This window comes from Mesoterricola sediminis, from assembly GCF_030295425.1.
GTDB classification, from domain to species: Bacteria; Acidobacteriota; Holophagae; order Holophagales; family Holophagaceae; genus Mesoterricola; species Mesoterricola sediminis.
This window is the reverse complement of record NZ_AP027081.1, coordinates 781,949-803,436: the sequence shown is the minus strand read 5'-3', so window position 1 is coordinate 803,436 and position 21,488 is coordinate 781,949. Positions and strand designations below refer to the sequence as shown.

Below are 21,488 nucleotides of genomic sequence, written 5' to 3'. Positions count from 1 at the left end.
CCCGGGAACCGGGGCCTTCGTCTGTTTGTTGGGACGGTCTACTTGACGCGTTCCATGAAGGTGCGGTCGACGGTGTTCACGCGGATCTTTTCGCCGGCCTCCATGTAGGGGGGCACGCCGACGGTGATGCCGTTCTCGAGCTTGGCGGGCTTGTACGAACCCGTCGCGTTGGCGTTCTTCATGACGGGGTCGGTCTCCACGATCTCGAGCACGACGCTGACGGGCAGGGTGATGGAGAGGGGGGTGCCCTCGTAGAACTCCACCTCCACCTGCATGTTGGCCTGGAGGAAGGGCAGGTCCTCGCCCAGGAGGTCCTTGTGGACTTCCATCTGCTCGTAGGTCTCGTTGTTCATGAGCACGAGATGGTCGCCGTCCTCGTAGAGGAACTCCATCATGTGCTGCTCGAGGCTGGCCTTGTCGATCTTGTCGGAGGAGCCGAAGCGGTTCTCGCGGTTGAGGCCGTCCTTGAGCCGCTTCATCTTGGTGACGATGCGGGCCGGGAGGTTGCCGGGCGTCTGGTGCTCCACGCTGATGACGCGGCAGAGCTCGCCCTCGAAGTTGATGATCATCCCCGCGCGCACCTGCGTGGCGTTGATGAATGGCATGGGGTCACCTCATGGAGAGAAAGCGGTCTTTCAATGGGAAGGCCCCCGGTTGCGGGGGCCAGTGTCGGTGGTGGGCATACCTGGGTTCGAACCAGGGACTTCTACCGTGTGAAGATAGCACTCTACCGCTGAGTTATATGCCCGCGGTCCATTAGAATACCACACCGGGCCCCATTGTCCAGCTCAGAATCGCCTGCGGATTTCCAGGCGCCACTGCTGGGGGTCCGCGGGCTTGACGCACCGGCCCAGGACGCCGCCGGCGGGCTCCAGGGGCAGGCGGGACACGTAGGCGAACTGCTGGTTGTACGCCTTGCGTCCGAAGGCGTTGGCCACCTGCACCCCCACGGTCCACGGCCCGAAGACCTGCTGGACCCTCGCCTCCACGGCGTCCTCCCGGCCCGCGCGCAGGCTGTCGTCCGGAAGCAGGGGCCGCGCCCCGGCCCGCCGGAAGGCCGCGCCGGCCGAAAAGCCCCGCCGGGACCAGCCGGCGGACACCAGGCCGGCCTGGGCGGGGGCGCCGGGCACCCGCGCCCCATCGGCCCGGAACCGGGCCCGGTCCCAGCCCCAGAGGGCCTCGAGGGTCCAGGGCCCCGCCTTGACGTCGTTGCGCAGTTCGAAGCCCTCGTGGCGGCTGGCGCCCCGGGCCGTCCAGGCGACGGCCGCCGGATCGAAGAGGTTCTCCCGGTCCAGGTCCAGCCGGTAGGCGGTGAGCACCACGGTCCAGGCTCGGACGGGGCGGGTCTGGACGCTGGCCTCGACGCTCCGCGCCCGGGCCTGGGCCACCCCGTCCCGCCAGGGGTCCATGGACCGAACGCCCAGGCCGCCCTGGAGCCGGAGGACGGTGCCTTCGGCGGGGGAGAAGGCGAGGCCCGCCCGGGGGCTGGCCAGGACGGACGAGGTGGACCGGGGCGCCCAGGGGCCCCGGGCGGATCCGGGCCGATTGGCCTGGCCGTCCAGGCGCACCCCGGCGAAGGCCTCCCAGCCGCCGCCCCAGCGCACGGTGCTCTGGGCGTGCAGGGCCCCGTGGTACAGCAGGCCGCGGGCCGCGAAGGCGGGAGCGGGTCCGCCCTCCACCCGCGCCCGCACCACGGTGGGGTGGACCTCCACCGCGGCCACCCGGTCCACCCGCAGGTCCCCGCCCAGGGTGTGGACCCAGCGGGTGTTGCCGCGGCCGCCGGTCCAGTCCCGGGCGGCGTCGACGCCCAGGAACATCCGCCGGTCCACCTGCTCCCGCTGGTCCCCCCACACGGGGTCCCGCAGGAAGAAGGTCCAGTTCGCCCACAGGCGCGTGTCCTGGGCCCCGCCGAAGACCCGGTAGCGCCCGCCCCCGGGGGTGCGCAGGCGCCAGGCCCCCAGCAGCCGCCGGCTGCGGGCGCCGTCCCCGGCCTTCACGTCCTCCACGGTGGGCAGGGCCGGATCCCCGGGGCGCGCGGGCCGGGCGGCGCCGCCGTCGCTGCGGTCCTCGGAGGCCAGGAGGGTGAGGGTCCAGGCGCCCCAGGCGTTCCGCCCGTCCCGGCGCAGGGCGCCATTGAAGCGGCGGGAACCCTGGTCGCGCCATTCCCGGCTGTCCCGGCGGGCCTCCAGGCCGAACACCAGGTCCCGGGCGGCGTTCTGGCCCGCGTAGACGAGGCGGGCGAAGCGGTCCGAATCCTGGGGGCCCACGGTGAGCCCCACGAAGGGGGCGTCCAGCCGCTGGACCAGGTCCCGGCGGGCGGCGCCGGCGAGGGCGAAGGGCCCCTCCGCGGCCAGGTAGGGCCCCTTCAGGTAGGCGGGGGGCTCCAGGAGCTCGGGGATGGCCAGGGCGCCGTCCAGGAACCCGGGCCCCCGCACGTGGCCCGGCAGGTTCAGGGGCACGCCCCCCAGCTCGAAGGCGAAGTCGCTGCCGGAGGCCAGGTCCAGGCCCCGGGCGAAGTACTCGGTGGAACGCGACCCCGGGTGGGAGGCCACCCGGGGGGGTGCCGCCACCAGCCACGCGGCCGTCATGCAGGTAAGTCCGGCGCGCCAGACCATGAATCTCCCTTCCCGGCCAGACCTCCGGCCGCGGGGAGGTTCCCGCGGGCCCGCCGCCAGCCGATGCGCCTTTGGGTGCCGGAAGGGGGCGCCGGGTTCAAACCAGGCTGGAAGCGGCCTTCAGCGCCCGAGCAAAGGAGGGGGCCTCATCCGCGCGCAGGGCGCAGAGGCCCACGCGCATGCCCTCGGGCAGGGGCACGACGAAGACGCCCTGGTCCTTGAGGCGGGCCGCCAGGCTTCCGCCCGGATCGCCGGGCAGCGCGGTGAAGAACCCGCCCTGCCAGGTGATGCCGTCCAGGCCTTCGGCCCGCATGGCCGCGTCGAGGGCCGCCGCGCGGCTCCGCAGGATCTCGGACCAGGTCCGGTGGGCCGCCGCGAGGGCCTCCCGCAGGGCGGGGTCGCCGAGGAGGCGCAGCAGCACGGCCTGGGGGGCCCGCGGGGCGTTGGACCAGAGGCCCCGGCAGCAGGCGCCCAGGGCCGCCCGGAGATCGGCGTCGTCGGTCCACGGGAAGGCGAGGGCGCCGCCCCGGCCGCCGTACAGGGTGAGGGCCTTGGAGAGGGAGAGGCAGGCCCCCGCCAGGACCCGGCCGGCCCGGCCCAGGCGCGCGTGGTCGTCCAAGGCCGCCCGCACGTGGGCGGGGTCCGGCGTGTAGTCCTGGTAGGCCAGGTCCAGGAGGAGGGTGGCGGGACCCCGGGCCGCCAGGGCCTCCAGCAGGCCATGGAGGGCCTGCCGGTCGGCGGCGCTGAGGCTGCGCCCGGTGGGGTTGTGGCAGGGATCGTTGAGCCACACGAGGAGCCGGCCCTGGCGGGCGAGGAGGGCCGAGGCCGCGGCCTCCCAGGCGGCGAGATCGAGGGGGCGGCCCGGTTCGGGGAAGGGGGCGGTGACGAGGCCGCAGCCGGCCTCTCCGGCCAGGGTCCGGTAGGGGCCCCAGCAGGGACCCGCGGCCAGGACGGCCATGCCCGGCTCCAGGAAGGCGCGGGCCGAGAGGCCGAGGGCGCCGCTGCCGCCCGGGGTGGCGCAGCCGGAACGGCAGGCCTCGCCGGGCCAGTGCCGGGCCACGAGGGCGTCCAGGAAGGCCGGGTCCCCGGCGATGGGCGCGTAGGGGGCCACCTCGGCCGGGGTCAGGTCCGCCCAGGCCCGCATGACGGGCTCGAGGATGACCAGGCGGCCGTCATCGCCGGTCAGGGCGCCCAGGGTGGCGTTGACCACCGTTTCACCCGCCAGCTTGCGGCGCCGGGCCTCGGCGTCCAGGGCGAAGATGGGGTCGTTGCCGGGCAGGCCCCGGCGGCTGGGAACCAGATGTTCGGACACGGGGAACCTCGCTGGCATCCACCGTACACCATCCGGTAGGGTGGAGCGGAGGTGCTCCATGATTCTGCCCTTCCAAGGCATGGCCCCCCGCGTCGGCCGCCGCGTCCTCGTGGCGCCCAACGCCACGGTCCTCGGCGACGTGGTCCTGGGCGACGACTGCTCCGTGTGGTTCAACTGCGTGCTGCGCGGGGACGTGAACGCCATCCGCATCGGCGCGCGGGTGAACATCCAGGACTTCAGCTGCCTCCACGTCACCAACGGCCGCTGGTCGCTGACCCTGGAGGACGATGTGAGCATCGCCCACAACGTGATGCTCCACGGCTGCATCGTCCGGCGGGGCGCCCTCGTGGGCATGAGCACGACCATCATGGACGGGGCGGAGGTGGGCGAAGGCTGCCTGGTGGCGGCCGGGTCCCTGCTCCGGGAGGGCTTCAAGGCCCCCGCCGGGACCCTGGTGGCGGGGTGGCCGGCCCAGGTGAAGGGCGAGGTGAAGGCCGCCCAGCGGGAGCTGATCCAGACCGTCAGCGCCCGGTACGTGAAGTACAAGGAGGCCTATTTCAAGGACGGCTGGCCCATGGCCGTGGCCCCGGAGGCGGCCTTCCCGAGCCCGGGATTCGCGGACGGCCACGAGGCCCCCTGACCCCGGCGGCGGGGGCCGGATTTCCCCGGCGGCGCGGGCGCGGTTTGAGGCTATGCTGTCCATCATTGAATATTCCACACCCATGAGCCCCCTCCTCATCCTCCGCGTCCACACCGACCTCCGACTCGGCTTCGGCCACGTCGCCCGTGCCCTGGTGCTGCAGGCATCCTGGCGGGCCCTGGGCGGCCGGGCCCTCCTCGCCGTCAGCGGGGACGCCCGCGCCCGCACCCTGGGCCGGGGCGAGCACCCCTTCACCGGCGCCCCCCTGCCCTGCGAGGTGGTGGACCTGGGGGAGGACCTCCACGCCCCCCTGCCCCCCGCCCTCAAGGGAGAGCCCGGCGTCGTCCTCCTGGACCACTGGGACACCGCGGCCGAGGACGTGGCCGGCGCGCGCCCCCTCCAGGTGGCCCTCCACGAGGACGAGGGCGACGCCCACGAGGCCGCGGACGTGCTCTTCCAGCCGTACCTGGAGGGGGTGAGCTGGCCCGCGTCCCCCCTGCGGACCGTGGACGGGCGCAAGGTCCGGCCCCTGGAGACGAAGCGCGGCGCGTGCCGCGTGCTGCGGGGCACCTCCTTCGTGGTGGTGGATCCCGCCGCGCTGGAACTGCGCCCCCGCCGCGAGCCCCTGCAGCCCCTGGCCGTCCACAAGCTCCTCGTGACCTTCGGCGGTTCCGACGGGCCCGGCCTCGCCGCCCGCGCCCTGCAGGTGCTGGGCGAGCTGGCGCGCACCGGCCGCTGGACCGGCACCTGCACGGTCCTCGCCCCCCAGGGGGACGAGGGCAGCCCCTTCGCCGGCTGCAAGGTGATCCGGAGCCTGCCGGGCCTGACCCGCCGCATCCCCGAGTACGACGCCCTCTGGTGCGCCGGCGGCCTGACCCTGGCCGAGGCCCAGTGCATGGGCGTGCCCGCCGCCACCTGGAGCCAGAACGAGCGCCAGGCCGCCATGCTGTCGGACATCGCCCGCCACGGGGGCAACCTGGACCTGGGCATCGGGCCGGAGGCGGACCTGGGCGCGACCCGGGACGCGCTGGCGCAGTGGCTGGGCCCCGAGGGCCAGGAGACGCGCCAGGAGCAGGTGCGGGACGGCATGGCCCTGGTGGACGGCCTGGGGGCCTCCCGGGTGGCCCAGGAACTCTGGAACCTTTTCCAATTCCGCCCTTGACCCTAGGTGGGATCAACGATATGGTGAATGTTCTGCCCGTCAGAGAGATGGGCGGCTTTTAGATGGATCCAGTTCCGCTTTCGCAAGGTTCCCGGAGTTCGGACATGAGCACCTATTTCCCCAAAGCCCAGGATCAGATCAACCGCAAGTGGTACGTCGTCGACGCCACCGGGCTGCCCGTGGGCCGCCTGAGCTCGGCCGTGGCCGAGGTGCTCTCGGGCAAGAACAAGCCCACCTGGACCCCCTTCCTCGACATGGGCGACCACGTCGTGGTGATCAACGCCGCCAAGGCCGTGTTCACCGGCAAGAAGGGCAGCCAGAAGTTCTACCGCCGCACGACGACCCAGCCCGGCTCCATGGTCGAGGTGCGGGCCGACGTCATGAAGAAGACCTTCCCCGGCCGCATCATCGAGAGCGCCGTGAAGGGCATGCTCCCCAAGGGCCCCCTGGGCCGCCAGATGTACCGGAAGCTCAAGGTCTACGAGGGCGCCGAGCATCAGCAGCAGTCCCAGCAGCCCGAAACCCTGGCCATCAAGCTCTAAACCGAATTTCCTGAGGCACCCCATGGCGATTTCCCAGAACTACGGAACCGGCCGCCGCAAGAGCTGCACCGCCCGCGTCTTCCTGCGCCCCGGCACCGGCAAGGTCACCGTGAACGGCCGCACCCTCGAGAACTACTTCCCCAACGCCGTGCTCCGCATGGTCGTGCACCAGCCCCTGGTCATGGCCGAGCTCGACGGGAAGTTCGACCTCGTCGTGACGGTCAACGGCGGCGGCCCCGCCGGCCAGGCTTCCGCCATCCGCATGGGCCTCTCCCGCGCCCTCCTGGGTTACAACGACCAGCTCAAGAGCCTGCTCCGCCAGGCCGGCCTGCTGACCCGCGATCCTCGCATGAAGGAGCGCAAGAAGCCCGGTCAGATGGGCGCCCGTCGCCGCTTCCAGTTCTCGAAGCGCTAGTCTTTCTCAGCTTCCAGGGACGGGGAGATTCGATCTCCCCGTTCGTGTGTTCACGGGTCCCCACCGGGACCGATCCGGGCGGAGGTTCTCCCCTTCGCCTTTCATCCCCCGCGGCATCCGCCGCATTCCAAGGGAGGCCATCATGGCTGCCATCCAGATGAAGGAACTGCTCGAAGCCGGCGTGCACTTCGGGCACCAGACGAAGCGCTGGAACCCCAAGATGAAGAAGTACATCTTCGGCGCGCGCAACAGCATCTACATCATCGACCTCCAGAAGACCCTGCGCCTCTGGAACACCGCCGCCAACTTCCTGACCAAGGCCGCCAGCGAGGGCAAGACCTTCCTGTTCGTCGCCACCAAGCCCCAGGCCCAGGAGCTCATCGCCGAGCAGGCCCAGCGCTGCGGCGCCTTCTACGTGAACAACCGGTGGCTGGGCGGCATGCTCACCAACTTTGCCACCATCAAGAAGTCCCTGGACAAGCTGCGCGACATCGAGGCGACCCTGAACGATCCCGCCCGCACCGCCCAGCTCTCCAAGAAGGAGATCCTGAACCTGAACCGGGCCAAGGCCAAGCTGGAAGCCAGCTTCGCCGGCATCCGCGACATGCGCAACGTGCCCGACGTCATCTTCGTGATCGATCCCCACCGCGAGGACATCGCCATCACCGAGGCCGCCAAGCTGGGCATCAAGATCGTCGGCCTGGTCGACACCAACTGCGACCCCGACAAGATCGACTACGTGATCCCCGCCAACGACGACGCCATCCGCTCCATCCTGCTCTTCTCCGAGCGCGTCGCCGACTCCGTCCTCGAGGGCCGCCAGTCCTTCCAGGACAAGGGCGACAACGAGCAGATGAAGGCCATGATGGCCGAGAAGATGAACGAGGGCGCCGAAGCCTAGGCTTCCTGGAGAGCGGTCAGGCGCCGGCTCCGGCCAGGCCCCTGACCGCTTCGTCCTTCCCACGACATTCACTGACAGGAGTACCCCTATGAGCTACACCGCCCAGGACGTGAAGGCCCTCCGCGACAAGACCGGTCTCGGCATGATGGACTGCAAGAAGGCCCTCGAGGAGAACGGCGGCGACATGGAGAAGGCCATCGACTACCTTCGCAAGAAGGGCCTCGCCGCCTCCGCCGCCAAGGCCGGCCGCATCGCCGCCGAAGGCATCGTCGAAGCCTACATCCACCCCGGCGGCCGCGTCGGCGTGCTGATCGAGCTGAACTGCGAGACCGACTTCGTGGCCCGCACCGAGAACTTCCAGCGCCTGGTCCGCGAGATCGCCATGCACGTGGCGGCCCACGACCCCGCGCCCCAGTTCGTCGGCAAGGACGAGGTGACCGCCGATTTCCTGGCCAAGGAAAAGGAGATCGCCACCGCCCAGGCCCAGGCCACCGGCAAGCCCGCCGCCGTCGTCGAGAAGATCGTCGAAGGCAAGATGAACAAGATCTTCGAAGAGGTCTGCCTGCTCGAGCAGAAGTTCATCATGAACGGCGATGTGACCGTCGCCCAGCACCTGGCCACCAAGACCGCCGAGATCGGCGAGAAGCTCAGCATCCGCCGCTTCACCAAGTACGTCCTCGGCGAGGGCCTCGAGAAGCGCAAGGATGACTTCGCCGCGGAAGTGGCCGCCCAGGCCGCCGCCGCCCAGCAGTAGGGATTCCAGCACGAAACGGTACGAACGAGAGGGCGGCCCTGGGCCGCCCTCGTTCATTCAGGAGGCATACATGAGCAAGACCGCGTGGTTGTTCCCCGGGCAGGGCTCCCAGGCCGTGGGCATGGGCATGGCCCTCGCCGAGGCCGAACCCGCCGCCAAGGCCGTCCTCCGGGAGGCCGACGAGGCCCTCGGCTTCACCCTCTCCACGGTCATGGCCCAGGGCCCGGAGGAGGTGCTCAAGCTCACCGAGCACACCCAGCCCGCCATCCTCACCCACAGCACCATGGTGGTGCGCGCCTACGGCGACCGCCTGCCCCGGCCCGACTTCGTCGCCGGGCACAGCCTGGGCGAGTACAGCGCCCTGGTGGCCAGCGGCGCCCTCACCTTCGCCGACGCCGTGCGCACCGTGCGCGAGCGGGGCCAGGCCATGCAGACCGCCGTGCCCGTGGGCGTGGGGGCCATGGCCGCCATCCTGGGCGCCGCCGCGGCCGACGTGGAGGCCGCCTGCGCCCAGGCCCAAAGCCAGACGGGCAAGGTGGCCGTGCCGGCCAACTTCAACGGCCCCGGCCAGATCGTGATCGCCGGCCACGTGGAGGGCGTGGACGCCGCCATCGAGCTGCTCAAGGCCCGGGGCGTGCGCAAGATGATGAAGCTCCCCGTGAGCGCCCCCTTCCACAGCCCCCTCATGGAGCCCGCCCAGGCCGCCATGGCCCCCGTGCTGGCCGCCCTGGCCTTCGCGAAGCCCGTTTGCCCCCTGGCCAACAACGTGGACGCCGCCCTCGTGAGCGAGCCCGAGGCCCTGCGGGACGGGCTGGTCCGCCAGATCCCCGGCGCCGTGCGCTGGGAGGCCCTCACGGCCCTCCTGCTGCAGCAGGGCGTGACGACCTTCTACGAGCTCGGCCCCGGCAAGGTCCTGAGCGGCCTGGTGAAGCGCCAGGCCAAGGAAGCGGGCCTCGAGGTGGCCGCCTTCTCCATCGGCGGTCCCGAGGACCTGGCCGCCCTGGCGTGACCCCCCTCGTATACCTGCACGGCTTCGCGTCCGGCCCCGGCGGCAGCAAGGGCACCCACTGCCGCCGGTGGGCCGAGGCGCGGGGCCTCCCCTTCCACGCCCCCGACCTGAACCTGCCGGATTTCGAGCACCTGACGGTGACGGCTCAGGTGGAGGCGGTGGAGACGCTGCTGGCTGGCCTGCCCCCGGCCGTGGTGGTGGGCAGCAGCCTGGGCGGCCTGGTGGCCGCCGCCGTGGCCCACCGGGGAACGGCCCTGCGGGGCCTCATCCTCCTGGCCCCGGCCTTCGGCTTCTCCCTGCGCCGCCTCGCGGGGCCCCGCTGGGCCGGCTACCGGCGGCGGGGCACCATGCCCACCTTCCACTACGCCCGCAACGCCTGGACGGTGCTCCAGCGGGACCTGCTGGAGGATCTACCCGCCTGGAGGGACGATCGCACCTGGCACCTGTCCGTGCCCGTGGCCATCCTGCACGGCCGGCGGGACGAGGCCGTGCCCCTGGCGGAGAGCGAGGCCTTCGTCGCGGCCAACCCCGGCGCCGACCTGCGCGTGGTGGACGACGACCACGGCCTCCTGGATCCCGCTTCCCTGGCCGTCCTGGATGGCCTCCTGGAGGCGGCTTTCCAGGGCTGAGGGGCCCCGCTCCACCGAGGAACCCCCCTGCCCCCTGGCGCCATCCAAGGCTGGCATGGAGGAAGCCATGGACAGTCCCCTCGAGGCCAACCTGCTCTGGGCCGCGCGCCGGGTCGAGGATGAACCGGGGTGGGCGGTGCTGGAGACGCCGGCCCTCCAGGCCATCCGCACCCCCGTGCCGGCGCCGGTCCTCAACCTGGCCTGGGGGCTGCCCTCGCCCGAAAGCCTGGCCCGGGCCTGGACCTTCTTCGGGGACCGGCAGCACCGGTGGTACCTGCCGGCGGACGCGGACCCCGGCCCCCTCGCCGGCGCCGGCTACGTGCGGGTGGAGGCCACGCGGGAGATGGTGCTGGATCTGGCCGGGGCGGCGGTCCCGCCCCCCCCCGCGGGCGCCCGGGTCGCGGAGGCCGGGCCGGAGGATCTGGCCGCCTGGTCCGCCCTCACGGGGGAGATCTTCGGGGCGGGGGCGGCGGCGGAAGCGGCGGTGTGGCGGCCCCTCCTGCGCCGGGTGGGTTCGGTGGCCTACCTGGTGTGGATGGACGGCGCACCGGTCGCGACGGCCCTCGTCACTCCGGGTGAAGGCACGGGCGGCGTCCACAACGTGGCCACCCTGCCGGCCTATCGGGGCCGGGGCCTGGCCGCGGCGGCCGTCGGGGCCTGCGTGGCCCGGGCCCAGGCCTGGGGCCTGGAACGCCTGGCCCTCTATGGCTCCCGCATGGGCGTCCCGGTGTACGCCCGCATGGGCTTCCGTACGATCGGAACCCTGGGCGAGCGCCTGTCGCCCTGGGCCGAGGGCGCCCCCCTCAATCCCCCTTCACCGCATCCTTGACGCCTTTGCCGACGGCCTTGCCGCCCTCCTTGAAGCCCTGGCCCACCTTCTTGGCCGCGTGACCGACGGCTTTCCCGGCCTTCTTGGCCCCCCGGCCGACGGCCTTGGCCCCGTCCCGGGCCGCGTGACCCACCTGCTTGCCGCCGTCCCGGAAGGCGTGACCCACCTCCCGGCCGGCGGTCTTGAGCCCATCCTTGACCCCTTCCTCGGCCGCGACGGGCGGGAAGGACACGACCAGCGCCAGGAGCAGGGGGCGGAGCATGGGCACCTCCGGCCCATTATGCATGCTCCGGTCCCCGCGGGCCATCCGTCCGCCCCCACCTCCCGGGGGATCGGGTTTCCGGCATACTGGGCCTTCACCCCGGCTGGATGGAACCACGGATGTCGCGCACCCTCAGGAGATGGCTGAAGATCCTCGTGAGCGGAGCCTTGTTCGCCCTGCTGGCCATCGGGGGCGCCCTGGCCTCCTTCCTCGTCCTGCCCTTCCTGGCCCTCCGGCGGGGGGACCCCGCCGCCGCCCAGGCCCGCTCCGCCCGGATGATCAGCCGGTTCTTCCGGGGCTTCGTCCTGGGACTGGAGGGGTCGGGCATCCTGCGGGTGGAGGCGGAGGACCTGCCTGGCATGGAGGCCCTGGGGGGGTCCCTCGTCCTGGCCGACCACCCCTCGTACCTGGACATCGTCATCCTCATCGCCCTGCTGCCGGGCGCCATCTGCGTGGTCAAGGAGGGGGTCTGGCGCAATCCCTTCTTCGGGCCCCTCGTGCGCAGCGCGGGGTTCATCCCCAACATCGATCCCGAGCGGACGCTGGCCTCGGGGCAGGCCGCCCTCGCCGCCGGCAAGACCCTCATCATCTTCCCGGACGGCACCCGCACGCTCCCGGGGCAGCGGCGGCGGTTCCACCGGGGTTCGGCCCATCTGGCCCTGGCCTCGGGCGCCCCCATCTTCGCCTTCCACATCACCGCCGACCCGCCCCTCCTGGCCAAGGGGCACCGGTGGTACCACATCCCGGCGGAGACGGTCGTCTTCCGCATCCGCAGCGCGCGGGCCCTGCCGCGCCCGGAGGGCCTCCCCGCGGGGGACCCCCTGGGCCGGAGGTCCCGCCGGCTCACCCAGGCCCTCGAGGGCCTCTTCCAGCAGGCTCCGCATGATGCCCCCCGTCACGCCCCATGAGATCAAGTGCCTCGTCATCCAGTCCCTCGGCCTGGAGGACCTGACGCCGGAGGCCATCGGCGACGCCCAGCCCCTCTTCCAGGGGGGCCTGGGGCTCGATTCCATCGATGCCCTGGAGCTGAGCATCGCCCTGCGGGCGCGGTACGGGGTGGAGATCGGGGAGGCGGGCCCCTTCCAGGGGCGGCTGGACACGGCCGCGAATCTGGCGGCCTGGGTGAACCAGCGGCGCGAAGGCCTGCTATGCTGAGGGCCTTCCCAGGATAAAACATGAACCTCCGCGTCCTCGTCCCCGCTTTGACCATGGTCCTCTGCGCCCCGGCGCTGCAGGGTGGCACGAAACTCTCCCGCGCGGCCCTGGACGGCAACATCGCCCAGATGACCCAGCTCATGGAAGCGGGCGAGAAGGTGAACGACATCGACAAGTGGGGCTGGACCCCCCTGCTCTGGGCCTGCTACTACGGCCAGGAGAAGGCCGCGGTCCTCCTCCTGGAGCGGGGCGCCGATCCCAACCTCCTCACCATCAAGTCGTACGGCCGCTACCAGCCCGGCACGTCCCCCCTCATCCTCGCCGCGTACTACGGCCACGCGAAGATCGTGAAGGCCCTGCTCGACCACAAGGCCGATCCGGCGCTCAAGGATTCCAAGGGCCAGACCGCCCGGGACTACGCCGAGTCCTTCTCCTTCGCCGAGGTCGTGGCCCTCCTGCCCAAGTAGGACCGGCCCGTCGCCAGCGCCCACAGACGGCACGTCACCAGCCAGGTGTGGAGGGCGGTGAGCCGGGCGTTGTCCCGGAAGGCCCGGAAATGGGAGATCCGCTCGCCGGCCGGCGGGTAGATCACCCGCACGGGGACGTCCCGGATGGGAAGGCCCGCCCAGGCCGCCTTCACGAGCACCTCCACCTCGAAGGTGTAGCGGCGGGTCAGGAAGGGCGTGCGGACGAGGAACGCGACGGGATAGGCCCGGAACCCGCTCTGGGTGTCCCCCAGGCGCCGGCCGCACTCCAGGCGCACCCACCCATTGGAGAAGGCCCGCCCGAACCGGCTGGACCAGGGCACGTGCTCGTCCTCCATGGCCCGGTTCCCCACCACGAGGGCCGGCCAGTGGGCCCGGGCTTCGGCGAGGAGGCGGGGCGCATCGGCGGGGAGGTGCTGGCCGTCCGCGTCCAGGGTCAGGAGGAGGTCGTAGCCCTCCGCCTGGGCCCACCGGGCGGCGGCCAGGAGCGCGGCGCCCTTGCCCTGGTTGGGGTCGAGGCGGAGCGAACGCAGGGGCAGCCCCCCGAGGGACGCCAGGGGATCGTCGGTGCTGCCGTCGTCCACGACGAGCACGTCCAGGTCCTGCGCCAGGAGGCCCTGGACGACACCCGGCAGGGTGGCCGCATGGTTGTACACGGGCACGACGGCCAGGACCCGGGGCGCCTCAGGCACGGGGCGTCTCCGGCCAGCGGCCCTCCACCTCCAGCAGCATGCCGCCCAGGCCCGCCACCTTGAGCAGGTGCCCTTCGATCCGCACCACCTCGATGCCCGCCTCGCGCAGCATGGCCTCCACCTCCCGGCGGCTCCGGGCCCGCAGCCAGATGCCCTGGCGCATGGCGTTGCCCACCTGGGTCCAGAACCGGAAGAAGGAGCGCCTGGCCGTGCAGAAGTACAGGCGCGCCCCCGGCTCCATGTGGGGGCCCACCCGCTTGAGGAAGCCGGGCAGGTCGTGGAAATACTCGAAGGCGAGGAAGGCGCACAGGACGGAATAGGGGCCCTCCAGGGGCAGGCGCTCCGCGTCGCCCTGGCGGGTCACGATGTTGGACAGGCCGGCCCGCTCCGCCTTGCGGCGAAGCTGCTCGAGCATGCGCTCCGACAGGTCCAGGGCGTGCACTTCCCGGCAGGCCGCGGCGATCTCCAGGGTGAAGATGCCCGTGCCCGCGCCCACCTCCAGCACCCGGCCCGCGCCCAGGGAGAGGCGGGGCCAGTGGGCCCGGAAGAGGCGCTGCTCCAGGGTGCGGGACCGGGCGACGGGACTCTCGAACTGCTCGGCGTCGTAGCCCTCGGCCAGATCGTCGTAGAAGCGCTCGGCGATGCCGGCCCCTTCGGCGCGGGCCATGAGCTCCCGCCCGACCAGGACGCCGGGAGGCACGAGCTCCAGGTTCCGGGCCCGCAGCCCCTGCAGGAGCGCCCTCAGCTCGCCCAGCAGCTGGTCGACGTCCAGGCGCGGGGGCCGGCCGTCGTGGAGGAGGAGGAGGTCCCCGGGGCGCACCCGGCCCAGGATGCGGGCGGCAAGGCCCTGGACGCGGCGGTTGCCCAGGTCACCGGCCCGGCAGCTGAAGTTCATGCAGAAGAGACCCTCGTCCAGGAGCACGTTCCAGAGGTCGGGGTTCGTGATGCCGACGGGGGGCCGGAAGGCCCGGGGCACGACCCCCAGGCGCCGGAAGACGGCCTGGGATTCGACGATGTCCGCCCGCAGGGCCCGGGGCCCCTTGAGCATGAGGAGGGTGTCGTGGCGCAGGCTGTGGTTGCCCACGGCGTGCCCCCGGGCCAGCACCTCGCGCACCAGGTCCGGGTGGGCCTCGGCCTTCCGGGCCACCATGAAGAACACCGCCTTGACGCCGGCCTCGTCCAGCAGGTCGAGAACGCGGGGGGTCACCTCGGGATCGGGCCCGTCGTCGAAGCTGAGGGCCACCCGGGGCCGCCGCCGGTCGCCGTGGGTGACGATGGGCAGGAAGTACGGGAAGGCGGGAAAGAGGGGCGCGAGGAGCGTGAGGAGGACGAAGGCGGCCAGCGGGATCGCCGCCAGGCGCGGATCAACGAACAAGAGGCCGAGCGCCAGCTGGAAGGCGGCCAGACCGGTCAGGTGGGCCGCGGACAGGGGGAATCGCATGTGTGGTATCTTATCCGATCCCCGAAACAGGCTGTTCGCCAGCTCTGATCCCACGCCCTTCTCCGCCCGTCCATGAGCCGCGTCCTGCTCGTTTCCACCAACGTCACCTGTGATCCGTACCCGGTTCACCCGCTGGGCATGGCGATCCTCGCCGGGGCCCTGGCGGCCCGGGGCCACGAGGTGGCCCAGTTCGATGTCCTCGCCGAGGCGCGGCCGGAGGAGGCCTTCGCGGCGCGGATCGCCGCCTTCCAGCCCGAGGTCCTGGGCTTCTCGCTCCGCAACCTGGATTCCTGCGATTCCCTGGCCACCACCGACTATCCGTCCACGGCCCGCCACCTGGTGGCCGTGGCCCGGGCCCACACCCGGGCGCCCATCGTCCTGGGCGGCCCCGCCTTCTCCATCCTTCCCGCCGAGCTGCTGGCCTACACGGGCGCGGACTGCGGCGTCGTGGGCGAGGGGGAGGTCACCGGCCCGCTGGTGGTGGAAGCCCTCGCCGCGGGGCGGCCCGTGCCCCCCATCCAGCGGGGAGCCGTGCCGGAGGTCCTGGGGGCGCCCGCCTACGATCCCGCCATCGCGCGCTTCTACCTGGAGCGCTCCGGGCTCCTCAACGTCCAGACCCAGCGGGGCTGCGATCAGAGCTGCGTCTACTGCAACTACGCCGACCTGGAGGGGACCCGCATCCGCCGCCGCGAGCCCGGGGCCGTGGCCGACGACCTGGCCCGGGCGCGCCGGGACCTGGGCGCGGAGGCCTTCTTCCTGGCCGACGCGCTCTTCAACGGCGACCCCGGCTACCGGGAGCTGGCGGAGGAGATCCTGCGCCGGGGCCTGGACGTGACCTGGAGCTGCTACATGCGCCCCCAGGGCCTGCGCGCCGAGGACCTGCGCCTGCTCAAGCGCGCCGGGCTCCGGGCGGCGGAGCTGGGCACGGACGCGGCCTGCGACGCCACCCTGCGGGGGCTCGGCAAGGGCTTCACCTTCGCGGAGGTGGTGGAGGCCAACGAGGCCTTCGTGGAGGCCCGGGTGCCCTGCGCCCACTTCGTCATGTTCGGCGGGCCCGGGGAGACGGCGGCCACGGTGGAGGAGGGGCTGGCCAACCTGGAGCGCCTGCGCCACACGGTGGTCTTCGCCTTCTCCGGCATCCGCATCCTCCCCGGCACGCCCCTGCTGGGCCTGGCGCAGCGGCAGGGCCTCGCCACGCCCGGGGCCCCCCTGCTGGAGCCCCTGCACTACTTCGCCCCGGGCCTGGACCGGCAGGCCATGGAGGCCCGGATCGCGGGCGTCTTCAAGGGCCGGCGGGACCGCGTGTTCCCCCCCTCCCGGGGCCGCGAGCGGCTGGAGGCCCTGCGCGCCCTGGGCTTCAAGGGCCTGCTCTGGGATACCCTGGTGCGCTTTCCGGTGCCCGCATGAAGCTCGACGCGTCCAGGATCCTTCTCGTCCACCCCCTGGGCTACCGCGCCGAAGAGGCCGGGGCCGACATCTCCCGGGTCGCCAACCTCATGCCGCCCCTGGGCCTCGCCATGCTCGCGGCCTACCTGGAGCGGCACGGGTTCTCGGCCTCCATCATCGACTGCTTCGCCCACCCCTTCTCCGACGCGGCCATCCTCGAACGGCTGCGCACGGAGCGCCCGGCCTTCATCGGCCTGAGCTGCACCACGTCCAGTTTCCTGGACGGCGTGCGCATCGCCGCCCTGGCCAAGGCGGCCCTGCCCGGCATCCGCACGGTGTTCGGGGGGTCCCACGTCTCCGCCCTGAAGGCGCGCCTGCTGGAGGACTACCCGGCGGTGGACTTCATCGTGGTGGGGGAGGGGGAGGCGACGCTCCTCGAGCTCGTGTCGGGCGGGTGGGAGGCCCCCGCGTCCGTGGAGGGCCTGGCCTGGCGGGACGGCGCGGACGGCCCGGGCCGGTTCAACGGCTACCGCCGCGAAGCCCTCGTGCTGGACGACCTCCCCTTCCCCGCCTACGCCAGGCTGGAGGGCTTCCCCGGGGCCTACCGGCTCCCCATCTTCAACTACCCCACCGCGCCCAACAGCAGCTGCATCACCAGCCGCGGATGCCCCTACGCCTGCTCGTACTGCGACCGCTCCGTGTTCCGGCGCAGCTTCCGCTTCAATTCGGCGGCGTACCTGTACGACCACATGCGCCACCTGCGCCGGGATTTCGGCATCCGCCACCTCAACTTCTACGACGACCAGTTCACCCTCGACCGCCGCCGGGTGGAGCGCCTCACGGACCTGCTCCTGGAGCGGCCCCTGGGCATGACCTTCAACTGCACCGTGCGGGCCGAGCACATCGACGCGGACCTGGTGGCGCGCCTCAAGCGGGCCGGGTGCTGGATGATGAGCCTGGGGATCGAGACCGGCGATCCGGAGCTCCTGGCCCAGCACCGCCAGAACCCCGACCTGGATCACCTGGCCGGCAAGATCCGCATGATCAAGAAGGCGGGCATCCGAACCAAGGGCCTCCTGATGCTGGGCCTGCCCGGGGAGTCGGAAGCGAGCGTCCGCAAGAGCATGGACTACGTCTACGCGCTGCCCATCGACGACTTCAACCTGGCCAAGTTCACCCCCTTCCCGGGGTCGCCCATCTACGAGAAGGCCCACGAGCTGGGCACCTTCGAGGAGGACTGGGAGAAGATGGACTGCATGAGCATCCAGTTCGTCCCCCGCGGCATGACGAAGGCGCGCCTGGAGGAGCTGTTCCGGGCCTTCTACGAGGGCCACTTCCGGCGCCCCAAGGTGCTTCTGGGCTACGTGGCCATGCTCTGGCGCTCCCCCCACAGCTGGCTGCGCTTCCTGGGCAGCCTGGGCGCGTTCCTGGCCTTCACCCGCCGCACGGAACGGAAGGCCGGAGGAACGCCATGAGCGCCGGCTGGCGGGAGCGGGGCCTGGGTGCCGGCTGGCAGTTCGGGTTCTTCCGGGCCTGCATCCGACGCGCGGGCCGGCCCGTCGCCTACCGCCTCGCGGACCTGGTGGCCCTCTGGTACGTACTGGCCCGTCCCTCCGTGCGAGCCCGCTGCCGCCCCTACCTCCGGCACCGGTTCCCGGGCCGCCGTCGCCTCCTGGGCGACACCCTCCGGCTGGTCCAGACCTTCGCCCGCCTCCTGGTGGACCAGACGGCCCTCCGCCTGGGGGATCCCACCCTGGGCACCACCCTCCAGTGCCGGGAGCCGCTCCAGGCGCTGCTGGGGGAGGGCCGGGGCCTCATCATCCTCACCGCCCACGTGGGCGCGTGGCAGCTCGGCATGGCCAACCTGGGCGCCCTGTCCCAGCCCCTCGCGACGGTGGCCCGCCTCGAGCCCGGGGACCGCAGTTCGCCCTTCCGGGAAGGGGCCCACCCCTTCACGCGCATCGACCCCGACGGCTTCCTCGGGGGCGTGCCGGCCATGGTCGGGGTGCTCCAGCAGGGCGGCGTGCTCTGCCTGATGGGGGACCGCACCTGGGGGGACACCCGCACGGCCGTGGCCGCGCCCTTCCTGGGGGGCACGGTCCGCCTGCCCTCCGCCGCCTACCGGCTGGCCTCCGCGACGGGCGCGCCCATCGCGGTGCTCCTCCCCGTCAAGCCCTGCCCCGATCAGTTCGAAATGAGCCTGGCGGGCGTGATCCGGGTGCCGCCGGGCCTGGGCCGGGGCGCCGCCCCCTACGCGCCCCACGCCGCAGCCTTCGCCGGCATGCTGGAGGCCTTCCTGGCCGCGCACCCCCATCACTGGTTCAACTTCTTCGACCTCTGGGCGGAGGACGGGACGTGCGGGTCCTGATCCTGCCGGGGAGCAACGCCCTCTCCCACCTGGCCAAGGGGCTCGCCGTGCGCGAGGCCCTGCGGGCGCGTGGCGCGGAGGTGGTCTTCGCGGCATCGGCGGCCCGCTCGCCCTTCCTCACGCGGCTGGACGTGCCCCACCGGGTGCTGCCGGACCTCCAGGAGGCGGACGGCGGCTCCGCCCCCACCTTCGCCTGGTTCCGCCACCCCGACCGGTTCCTGCGGGTCGTCCAGGCCGAGACCGCCCTCCTGGCCGAGGTGAAGCCCGACCTCGTCCTGGGCATCTTCCGTTTCACGGCCCCCACCTCGGCGGCCCTGGCCGGGATCCCCTGCGACACCCTGGCCTGCGGCTGCATGCTCCCCGCCTTCCGCGGCGTCCTGGGCTTCGCCCCCGGGGAACCCGGGCACGAGGCCCAGCGCCCCTTCCTGGACACCTTCTACAGCCACTGCGGGGCCCGGGCCTCCCGGGCGCTGGCGGCCCTGGGGCGGCCCGCCGTGGAGGACGTGCGGTCGTTGCTGCTCGGCCGCCGAACCTACCTGTGGGACACCCCGGACTTCCAGCCCCTGGCGCCGGCCCCCGGCCTGGAGCACGTGGGCCCCCTGGCCTGGGACCGGTGGCCCGGGACGGAGGCCGCCGGGCCGGCCCTGGATCGCCTGGGCAGCCCCTTGGCTGTGCTTTCCCTGGGCACGGCCATCGGCCCGGACGCGGCGCCGGGGCGCATCCTGGACCGGCTCCTGGCCCTGGGCTTCCAGGTGGCCCTGGCGGGCGGCGGATTCCCCTCCGGGCGCGCGCCGAGGCCCGGGGTCACGGCCTTCGGCTTCGCGCCCATGGGGGACCTCCTGGCCCGCGCGGACCTCCTGGTGTGCCACGGGGGCCAGCAGACCGTCTTCGAGGCCCTCGCCGCGGGCGTGCCCACCGCCGTCTTTCCCTTCCATCCCGAGCAGGCCCAGAACGGCCTCTGCCTGGAGCGCCTGGGGGCCGGCGCGCGCCTGGTCCCCCCCACGGTGTTCTGGGGGTCCAGCCGGGTCTACGCCGACGCCCTGGCGGCCCTGGGGGACGCGGAGCTGGACGCGCGCCTGATGGGCCTGCCCCGCCGGGGCCCCCTGCCCCTCCCCGTCCCCCTCGCCCGCGCCGCGGACCGAGTAGCCGAACGGCTGGGGGCCTGATGCGCTTCGTGCTCGTCCACGGCTACCTGGGCGCCCCGGCGGACCTCGCCCCCCTGGCCGAGGCCCTGGAAGGGGTCTTCGGGGCGGGCTGCGCCCGGTTCGCGGCCCTCCACCCCGCCTGGACGGGCACGGGCAGCCCCCCGCCCTTCGACGAGGCGGCCTTCCTCGCCGCGGTGGCCGCGGCGGCGGAGGGACCGGGCCCCTGGGCCCTGGTGGGCCACTCCACGGGGGGTTCCCTGGCCCTGCTGGCCCAGGCCCAGCTCCGGCCGGACCTGCTCGTCCTGCTGGGCGTCCCGCCCCGGGTGGGCCTGGAACACCTGCCCCGCTTCCTGGCCGCGACCCACGGCCGGATGGACCCCCCCACGCTCCTGGATGCCTGCCGCCTGGTCCACACCCTCAACCGGGCCGGCGCCGCCGGCCTGCCCCAGGTCCCGCTGGTCCTGGCCCACGGCGGGGCGGACGAACTGGTGCCGCCGGAGGACCTGGCCTCCTGGGGCCGGGAGGTCCTGATCCTGCCGGGCGAGGGCCATCACCTCACCTCGCCCGCGGCCTGGGACGCCCTCGTCGCCGCCATCGTGGACGCCCTCCTGCCCGGGGACGCCCTGACCGCGGCGGAGCGGGCGCGGATCGCCCTCCTGGAACCGGGCGTGGCGGCCTACGCCGAGGCCCGCCCCGGCGGCTGGCATGCCGCGGGCCGGACCCCCTCCGTCCGGCGGGCCCTCCAGCCCGGCGCCCTGCCGGAACTCGGTCCCTGGGCCCCGCCCCCGGCCCTCGTCAACGTCGAACTCACCACCCGGTGCCCCCACCGCTGCGTGGCCTGCGCCCGCACCCAGGATCGGCCGGACCGCGGGGACATGACCCTGGCCACCTTCGCCCAGGTCCTGGACCGGCTGCCCGAGGCCGCCCGCATCACCCTGGTGGGCCTGGGGGAACCGACCCTCCACCCGGACCTGGCCGCCTGCGTGGCGATGGCCGCCCGCCAGGGGCGCTGGGTGGGCCTCGTCACCAGCGGCGCGGCCCTCACCGCCCCCCTCGCCGAGGCCCTGGCGGACGCGGGCCTGGCCCAGGCCACGTTCTCCGTGGACGCGGCCGATCCGGCCCTGGCGGAGCGCCTCCGCCCGGGCGTCCCCTTCCAGCGCACCCTGGGCGCCTTCCGGGAGGCGGCCGAACGCTGGCGGGGCCGGGTGGCCCTGGCGGTGTTCACCGCCGTCTCCACGGAAAACGCCGAGCACCTGGACGGCGTGGCCGACCTGGCCCTGGGGCTGGGGGCCCGGGCCTGGATGCTCTCCGACCTCAATTTCGCGGCGAACCGGGCCCGCAGCCTCCGGGCCGCCCCCGCCGGGGTCCGGGAGACGGTTGCCCGTTCCCTGGAACGGGCCCTGGCGGCCGGCCTTCCCGCGCTCTCGGTGCGGGGCCTGGAGGAACTGGGGAAGCCCTTCCGCCTGCGGGAGTACCTCCTGCGCCCCGCCGAACGGCTCTGGGACCGGGCGGACCGCCACCGGCACTGCCTCTCGCCCTGGCAGACCGCGGCCGTGGGTGCCGACGGCACCCTCACCTGCTGCGATTGCCAGCCCGGGAACCCGGCGGGGAGCCTCCTCCACCCCGCCTTCCAGCAGGTGTGGAACGGACCCGCCCTGCGGGCGCTTCGCCAGGGCCTCCTGGCCGGAGCGCCGCCCGCCGCCTGCCGCGGCTGCCCCCGGCTTTGACCGGTTGTGACCGCGCAGG

At 73.2% G+C, this 21,488-nt stretch carries 23 protein-coding genes and 1 tRNA gene; 17 read left to right on the top strand and 7 right to left on the bottom strand.

Annotation, left to right across the window (positions count from 1 at the left end):
* Positions 1–38 precede the first annotated feature (38 nt).
* The 4 genes from efp to R2J75_RS03450 form a co-directional block, all read right to left on the bottom strand.
* A complete protein-coding gene (efp, locus tag R2J75_RS03465) occupies positions 39–605 on the bottom strand; it encodes an elongation factor P (RefSeq protein WP_243331166.1) in 567 nt (188 codons plus the stop codon).
* Between the two features lie 68 nt (positions 606–673).
* Positions 674–748 (bottom strand) — tRNA-Val (locus tag R2J75_RS03460).
* Positions 749–788: 40 nt separating this feature from the next.
* Complete coding sequence (locus R2J75_RS03455; protein WP_243331167.1) at positions 789–2,615, bottom strand: TonB-dependent receptor domain-containing protein; 1,827 nt, start codon at positions 2,613–2,615, stop codon at positions 789–791.
* A 97-nt stretch (positions 2,616–2,712) separates the two neighbouring features.
* Complete coding sequence (locus tag R2J75_RS03450; protein ID WP_316411077.1) at positions 2,713–3,927, bottom strand: pyridoxal phosphate-dependent aminotransferase; 1,215 nt, start codon at positions 3,925–3,927, stop codon at positions 2,713–2,715.
* A gap of 58 nt (positions 3,928–3,985) precedes the next feature.
* Here R2J75_RS03450 and R2J75_RS03445 point away from each other — a divergent pair, with 58 nt between their 5' ends.
* The 9 genes from R2J75_RS03445 to R2J75_RS03405 all read left to right on the top strand — a co-directional run bounded on the left by R2J75_RS03445 (position 3,986) and on the right by R2J75_RS03405 (position 10,808).
* Positions 3,986–4,567 carry a gamma carbonic anhydrase family protein gene (locus R2J75_RS03445; protein ID WP_243331172.1) on the top strand — a complete coding sequence of 194 codons (582 nt, stop codon included), beginning with the start codon at positions 3,986–3,988 and terminating at the stop codon, positions 4,565–4,567.
* An 82-nt stretch (positions 4,568–4,649) separates the two neighbouring features.
* Positions 4,650–5,729: a hypothetical protein gene (locus tag R2J75_RS03440; protein WP_243331174.1), complete on the top strand. Its 1,080-nt coding sequence runs from the start codon at positions 4,650–4,652 to the stop codon at positions 5,727–5,729.
* A 104-nt stretch (positions 5,730–5,833) separates the two neighbouring features.
* On the top strand, positions 5,834–6,271 hold the full coding sequence (gene rplM, locus R2J75_RS03435; protein ID WP_243331176.1) for a 50S ribosomal protein L13: 438 nt from the start codon (positions 5,834–5,836) through the stop codon (positions 6,269–6,271).
* Between the two features lie 22 nt (positions 6,272–6,293).
* On the top strand, positions 6,294–6,686 hold the full coding sequence (gene rpsI, locus R2J75_RS03430; protein WP_243331177.1) for a 30S ribosomal protein S9: 393 nt from the start codon (positions 6,294–6,296) through the stop codon (positions 6,684–6,686).
* 142 nt (positions 6,687–6,828) lie between these two features.
* Positions 6,829–7,587 carry a 30S ribosomal protein S2 gene (gene rpsB / locus R2J75_RS03425; protein ID WP_243331179.1) on the top strand — a complete coding sequence of 253 codons (759 nt, stop codon included), beginning with the start codon at positions 6,829–6,831 and terminating at the stop codon, positions 7,585–7,587.
* An 88-nt stretch (positions 7,588–7,675) separates the two neighbouring features.
* On the top strand, positions 7,676–8,341 hold the full coding sequence (gene tsf / locus R2J75_RS03420; protein ID WP_243331181.1) for a translation elongation factor Ts: 666 nt from the start codon (positions 7,676–7,678) through the stop codon (positions 8,339–8,341).
* Between the two features lie 70 nt (positions 8,342–8,411).
* Positions 8,412–9,350: an ACP S-malonyltransferase gene (gene fabD, locus R2J75_RS03415; RefSeq protein WP_243331183.1), complete on the top strand. Its 939-nt coding sequence runs from the start codon at positions 8,412–8,414 to the stop codon at positions 9,348–9,350.
* Complete coding sequence (locus tag R2J75_RS03410; protein WP_243331184.1) at positions 9,347–9,979, top strand: YqiA/YcfP family alpha/beta fold hydrolase; 633 nt, start codon at positions 9,347–9,349, stop codon at positions 9,977–9,979. The genes fabD and R2J75_RS03410 overlap by 4 nt, the downstream gene beginning before the upstream one ends.
* Positions 9,980–10,046: 67 nt before the next feature.
* Positions 10,047–10,808: a GNAT family N-acetyltransferase gene (locus R2J75_RS03405; protein ID WP_316411076.1), complete on the top strand. Its 762-nt coding sequence runs from the start codon at positions 10,047–10,049 to the stop codon at positions 10,806–10,808.
* On the opposite strand, the gene R2J75_RS03400 is transcribed toward R2J75_RS03405, so the two are convergent.
* Positions 10,783–11,070 carry a hypothetical protein gene (locus tag R2J75_RS03400; protein WP_243331187.1) on the bottom strand — a complete coding sequence of 96 codons (288 nt, stop codon included), beginning with the start codon at positions 11,068–11,070 and terminating at the stop codon, positions 10,783–10,785. The genes R2J75_RS03405 and R2J75_RS03400 overlap by 26 nt on opposite strands.
* Positions 11,071–11,189: 119 nt before the next feature.
* On the opposite strand from R2J75_RS03400, the gene R2J75_RS03395 reads away from it, so the two are divergent.
* Genes R2J75_RS03395 through R2J75_RS03385 form a run of 3 tightly spaced genes read left to right on the top strand, consistent with a single transcriptional unit; the run spans position 11,190 to position 12,692 of the window.
* Positions 11,190–11,978, top strand: a complete 789-nt coding sequence (locus R2J75_RS03395; protein WP_316411075.1) for a lysophospholipid acyltransferase family protein — start codon at positions 11,190–11,192, stop codon at positions 11,976–11,978.
* Complete coding sequence (locus tag R2J75_RS03390; RefSeq protein WP_243331191.1) at positions 11,953–12,225, top strand: phosphopantetheine-binding protein; 273 nt, start codon at positions 11,953–11,955, stop codon at positions 12,223–12,225. The genes R2J75_RS03395 and R2J75_RS03390 overlap by 26 nt, the downstream gene beginning before the upstream one ends.
* A 20-nt stretch (positions 12,226–12,245) precedes the next feature.
* Positions 12,246–12,692 carry an ankyrin repeat domain-containing protein gene (locus R2J75_RS03385; RefSeq protein ID WP_243331193.1) on the top strand — a complete coding sequence of 149 codons (447 nt, stop codon included), beginning with the start codon at positions 12,246–12,248 and terminating at the stop codon, positions 12,690–12,692.
* Here the strand turns inward: R2J75_RS03385 and R2J75_RS03380 are convergent.
* Positions 12,641–13,402: a glycosyltransferase family 2 protein gene (locus tag R2J75_RS03380; RefSeq protein ID WP_316411074.1), complete on the bottom strand. Its 762-nt coding sequence runs from the start codon at positions 13,400–13,402 to the stop codon at positions 12,641–12,643. The two genes, R2J75_RS03385 and R2J75_RS03380, sit on opposite strands and share 52 nt — an antisense overlap.
* On the bottom strand, positions 13,395–14,843 hold the full coding sequence (locus tag R2J75_RS03375; RefSeq protein ID WP_316411073.1) for a polysaccharide deacetylase family protein: 1,449 nt from the start codon (positions 14,841–14,843) through the stop codon (positions 13,395–13,397). The genes R2J75_RS03380 and R2J75_RS03375 overlap by 8 nt, the downstream gene beginning before the upstream one ends.
* Before the next feature lie 72 nt (positions 14,844–14,915).
* On the opposite strand from R2J75_RS03375, the gene R2J75_RS03370 reads away from it, so the two are divergent.
* From R2J75_RS03370 to R2J75_RS03350, 5 genes are read left to right on the top strand one after another with little or no spacing between them, the layout of a single operon-like run.
* On the top strand, positions 14,916–16,250 hold the full coding sequence (locus tag R2J75_RS03370; protein ID WP_316411072.1) for a lipid biosynthesis B12-binding/radical SAM protein: 1,335 nt from the start codon (positions 14,916–14,918) through the stop codon (positions 16,248–16,250).
* Positions 16,247–17,704 (top strand): B12-binding domain-containing radical SAM protein, encoded by a 1,458-nt coding sequence (locus tag R2J75_RS03365; RefSeq protein WP_243331203.1) that lies wholly within the window; start codon positions 16,247–16,249, stop codon positions 17,702–17,704. The genes R2J75_RS03370 and R2J75_RS03365 overlap by 4 nt, the downstream gene beginning before the upstream one ends.
* Positions 17,701–18,597 carry an LpxL/LpxP family acyltransferase gene (locus R2J75_RS03360; protein WP_316411071.1) on the top strand — a complete coding sequence of 299 codons (897 nt, stop codon included), beginning with the start codon at positions 17,701–17,703 and terminating at the stop codon, positions 18,595–18,597. Before R2J75_RS03365 ends, R2J75_RS03360 begins: the two co-directional genes overlap by 4 nt.
* Positions 18,585–19,763, top strand: a complete 1,179-nt coding sequence (locus tag R2J75_RS03355) for a glycosyltransferase (protein ID WP_243331206.1) — start codon at positions 18,585–18,587, stop codon at positions 19,761–19,763. Before R2J75_RS03360 ends, R2J75_RS03355 begins: the two co-directional genes overlap by 13 nt.
* Positions 19,763–21,469 carry a radical SAM protein gene (locus tag R2J75_RS03350; protein ID WP_316411070.1) on the top strand — a complete coding sequence of 569 codons (1,707 nt, stop codon included), beginning with the start codon at positions 19,763–19,765 and terminating at the stop codon, positions 21,467–21,469. The genes R2J75_RS03355 and R2J75_RS03350 overlap by 1 nt, the downstream gene beginning before the upstream one ends.
* Positions 21,470–21,488: the final 19 nt, after the last annotated feature.

Excerpts from the sequence above, each read along its gene's own strand:
- efp (WP_243331166.1), bottom strand. The coding sequence starts at position 605 with ATGCCATTCATCAACGCCACGCAGGTGCGCGCGGGGATGATCATCAAC.
- R2J75_RS03455 (WP_243331167.1), bottom strand. The coding sequence starts at position 2,615 with ATGGTCTGGCGCGCCGGACTTACCTGCATGACGGCCGCGTGGCTGGTG.
- R2J75_RS03445 (WP_243331172.1), top strand. The coding sequence starts at position 3,986 with ATGATTCTGCCCTTCCAAGGCATGGCCCCCCGCGTCGGCCGCCGCGTC.
- R2J75_RS03440 (WP_243331174.1), top strand. The coding sequence starts at position 4,650 with ATGAGCCCCCTCCTCATCCTCCGCGTCCACACCGACCTCCGACTCGGC.
- rplM (WP_243331176.1), top strand. The coding sequence starts at position 5,834 with ATGAGCACCTATTTCCCCAAAGCCCAGGATCAGATCAACCGCAAGTGG.
- rpsI (WP_243331177.1), top strand. The coding sequence starts at position 6,294 with ATGGCGATTTCCCAGAACTACGGAACCGGCCGCCGCAAGAGCTGCACC.
- rpsB (WP_243331179.1), top strand. The coding sequence starts at position 6,829 with ATGGCTGCCATCCAGATGAAGGAACTGCTCGAAGCCGGCGTGCACTTC.
- tsf (WP_243331181.1), top strand. The coding sequence starts at position 7,676 with ATGAGCTACACCGCCCAGGACGTGAAGGCCCTCCGCGACAAGACCGGT.
- fabD (WP_243331183.1), top strand. The coding sequence starts at position 8,412 with ATGAGCAAGACCGCGTGGTTGTTCCCCGGGCAGGGCTCCCAGGCCGTG.
- R2J75_RS03405 (WP_316411076.1), top strand. The coding sequence starts at position 10,047 with ATGGACAGTCCCCTCGAGGCCAACCTGCTCTGGGCCGCGCGCCGGGTC.
- R2J75_RS03400 (WP_243331187.1), bottom strand. The coding sequence starts at position 11,070 with ATGCTCCGCCCCCTGCTCCTGGCGCTGGTCGTGTCCTTCCCGCCCGTC.
- R2J75_RS03395 (WP_316411075.1), top strand. The coding sequence starts at position 11,190 with ATGTCGCGCACCCTCAGGAGATGGCTGAAGATCCTCGTGAGCGGAGCC.
- R2J75_RS03390 (WP_243331191.1), top strand. The coding sequence starts at position 11,953 with ATGATGCCCCCCGTCACGCCCCATGAGATCAAGTGCCTCGTCATCCAG.
- R2J75_RS03385 (WP_243331193.1), top strand. The coding sequence starts at position 12,246 with ATGAACCTCCGCGTCCTCGTCCCCGCTTTGACCATGGTCCTCTGCGCC.
- R2J75_RS03375 (WP_316411073.1), bottom strand. The coding sequence starts at position 14,843 with ATGCGATTCCCCCTGTCCGCGGCCCACCTGACCGGTCTGGCCGCCTTC.
- R2J75_RS03370 (WP_316411072.1), top strand. The coding sequence starts at position 14,916 with ATGAGCCGCGTCCTGCTCGTTTCCACCAACGTCACCTGTGATCCGTAC.
- R2J75_RS03365 (WP_243331203.1), top strand. The coding sequence starts at position 16,247 with ATGAAGCTCGACGCGTCCAGGATCCTTCTCGTCCACCCCCTGGGCTAC.
- R2J75_RS03360 (WP_316411071.1), top strand. The coding sequence starts at position 17,701 with ATGAGCGCCGGCTGGCGGGAGCGGGGCCTGGGTGCCGGCTGGCAGTTC.
- R2J75_RS03350 (WP_316411070.1), top strand. The coding sequence starts at position 19,763 with ATGCGCTTCGTGCTCGTCCACGGCTACCTGGGCGCCCCGGCGGACCTC.